Raw genomic sequence first — 3246 nt, 5'->3', positions numbered from 1 at the left:
CGCTCTTGGGGGAAAAATCTGACCAACGAGATTTTAAGCGTTGAGTCAGCGCATCTACTTGACGGCGGTAAGGTGAAATCACGCCAATCGTGTTGTCAGAGTCAGGAGAATTTAAGCAATAACCCGCCGCTAATAACTCCTCAATCAACGCTTCTACTGCATCAACTTCTGCCCAATTAACATGGTTCTCCAGCTTCCCTTCTACATTGCAACCAATTAGGTTAGCACCCAAGCGCGAAGCTTTAGGCTCAGTTTTGATGATCATGCCGTAATTGCACAAGCGATCGCAAAAATCAGCAATTACCCTCACGCAACGGTAATGATATTTAAGGATAATGCCATTACCAATATCCCCAGGTTGCCCTGATGCCCCAGCCGCCCGATGATAAGCTGTTGTTGCTGTGGGACTGTAGCGGTCATAATCTACATCTGTAAGCCCCTGTTCCAGAAAAGATTTGCTGCGATATTCCTCTTTCTTCTGGTCACTCAAATTAACAACTGGCTCCAATTGCAATGGATCGCCTACAATCAAAGCCCGATTACACCGTACTAAAACGGGGAAAACTTGATGCGGTGGAATCTGACCCGCTTCATCTACAATTACTTGATCAATACAGCCACTATCGGGATAGGGTAACAAATTGCGGATGGAGTGCAAAGTGCAAAGAAACACCGGAAATAACAGGCTGATATCCCGATAAATGTTTCTCCAATTATGACTTAACTGCCGAAAAGCATCCCATTCGCCATTCAATAATGCAATGTAAGTTCTAATGGAAGCTATCACCTCATCTTTTCGTCGCAGAGCTTCTTGCTGTTGAAATTCCCAAGACCACTCAAATAACTCTACTTGCAGCGAGTGCAATTCGGTGTAGAAGCGACTGTAAAAATCTTTGGTGGGATAAGTAGCGAGTCGGTTTTCGATTTCAGAACGGCGAGTAATTAGGTCTTTGAGTTGCTGCTTTCTTGACTCAAGCTGTTGTTCTGTGCTGTCAATACCATTCTGTTGTTGCTGCCAGTTCAATGCTTCTGCAAGAAGCTGGTCAACACTCTGCTGGGCGGCGATGAGAGATTCAGTTGTTAGTGGGATTTGAAATTGAAATGGGGTTGCCAGTGTTGCTAACACAGGCATCTCTATCTGTTTGTGCAAGCGTTTGAGAACATGACGATGGCTGGTTTTGGTTATCGAGTGCCAGAATCGTTTAATCGTCTGCAAAATCTGGACAAACCATTTGTTATCTCTAACATCCGGCTGCCAGTAATCAACTCTAGGCAAAGAACGCCTTGCACTGCCAAGATGTTGTTTTATCTGCTGATAGGCTTCTACTGGAAACCTAGAGTAGTCGCGGTCAAATTCTAATGGTGACGAAGATTCAAATGCAGAAGTTTTTATCGCCACTGACAGCAATTGTATATCGTGGTATAGCTCATCTAATGATTGCTCATCAGCACTTTTCTGTTGAAGATCATGCTCGTCTTGCTTCAGGTGAGATTCTATCTGCTGAACCCCAGCTAACAATTGTTGCCTAGCTGACTCCCATTCATCTGATTTAAACGTTTCTTTGGCTAACCAGTCGAGTGCAGCTTGCAAATTAGGTAAAACTTGGGTTTCAACCAAATCCCTAGAGCCTCCTGACAGGTAGAAACGGTCAGAGGTCAAGTTGTTGGCTAAGATTTTCTCAACGTTATTTACAGCAAATTTGTTAGTGCTTGTTACCACAGTTAGGTTACTTCTATCTGAACCCGTTGTTGCCAAGTCCACGGATCGACGTACCACTTGCTGCGCTATCTTATGTAACAACAGTGTGGTCTTGCCATTCCCCGGTGGCCCAATCACAGCAGTAACAGGTTGCTCCTGTGAATGTTTCAGAGCAAGTGCTTGATAGTCATCCGCCTGTGAGTTGGGAAAAGCACCCAAAAAAAGTACTTCATGTTGAGGTGCTTTTGGTTGTCCAAATAAATATTCGTAAGCCGGATGTCCTGGTCTTGACCACTGAAAGTAATTCTGTTCGCTGATTTTCTGAAAATCTTTTTTGAGGTTGTAATTAAAAGCAGCGTAGTCAAAATCCAATAGATAAGGGAGAAGTTTTGACCGCACGGGGAACGGCGGTAATTCAATCAGTCCCATAAAATCTTGTAGCGTTTTAAAGGGACGATTGAAAGTAGTTTCGAGAAAAACTTTCAACCCTTCCCTTGTTACCAGGGACTCAGCCGCTTCTTCCTCTAGTCCGTACCACTGCATCAAATTGGGAATAACAGGCTGAAACTCATATTCAGTTAAATTCCATCCGCTACTACGATAATTGCCCTCGAATAGTGTCGAAACGTTGATCGTGAACAACGGGCGAAATTGACGGCGATTCGATTCAACTACATAAAGCTGTGGGAAAGCTACAGCAATGGATGGTAATTTTGTTTGCTCAAAGTTCTTTGCACTTTTAAACGGTTGCTTTAGTTTTTTAAATAAAGACTCGTCTATTAATAATTTATCGCCTACCAGATTTACGAGAGAGTCCCAGATGTTCGGTTGTTCTGAATCGTCAGCTTCTACTTTGGCATTACTCAAATTTTCAACATGGATGTAATCTAACCAAGCTTTAAGTAATTCTCGAATCTGTGAATCTTCCGCCATCTCTGTTTCTCCCCTCGCACCCAATCATAAATCACAGGTAAAAAGACTCTAAAAGAGAGATTACCTGACAATTTACCTAAAGTCACTCATCCCCTAGTAAGGCTTCGAGCTTGTTTAAAAGGTTTACCAACTGCTTTTGCTTTCTAGGTTCTTTCCAAAGCTGACGCTTTTTAATGCGCTGGGTGATATTTTGGAGGCGGTCTGGTATTTGGTTAGATCCTTTAGACGAGGATGTTTGTTCATCATCAGTCCAATCTGTGATTTTTTCTTTAATTTGGCTTAAAGACCAATCCGATGCTATCGCTTCGGATAAAAGTTTTTTTCGGATTTCATTATTCCTTACCCGCGCCAAGACTTGTGCTTTGGTGTATTCCAGTTTCCCGGAACGCAGTGCTATTAAAATTTCTTCGGGCAGATTGAGCAAAGGTAAGCGTGTGGTGATGAACGATAGCCAATTCATGAGTCCCAGACTCTCAAACACCTGTTGTACCGTGTTTGATTGTTCTTCATCTAGGTTAGGAGAAACGTTTTTCCTAGATTCAGTTTCATTGGCTAACTGGTCAGAAACGTTGTCCCCAGTTTGTGGATTATCGGGGTTAGGAAAAACGTTTTTA

General features: G+C 42.8%; 1 protein-coding gene and 1 pseudogene. Both read right to left on the bottom strand.

The window, feature by feature from the left end; translation table 11 throughout:
- The coding region (locus VB732_RS35650) for a DEAD/DEAH box helicase (protein WP_323235509.1) at positions 1 to 2632 on the bottom strand (2632 nt) is incomplete at its 3' end.
- A gap of 82 nt (positions 2633 to 2714) precedes the next feature.
- Positions 2715 to 3246 (bottom strand): annotated as a pseudogene (locus tag VB732_RS35645) (chromosome partitioning protein ParB); the annotation flags it as partial.

This window comes from Nostoc sp. UHCC 0252, assembly GCF_034931145.1.
In the GTDB taxonomy this organism is placed as follows: domain Bacteria; phylum Cyanobacteriota; class Cyanobacteriia; order Cyanobacteriales; family Nostocaceae; genus Nostoc.
This window is presented reverse-complemented; position numbering and strand designations above follow the sequence as displayed.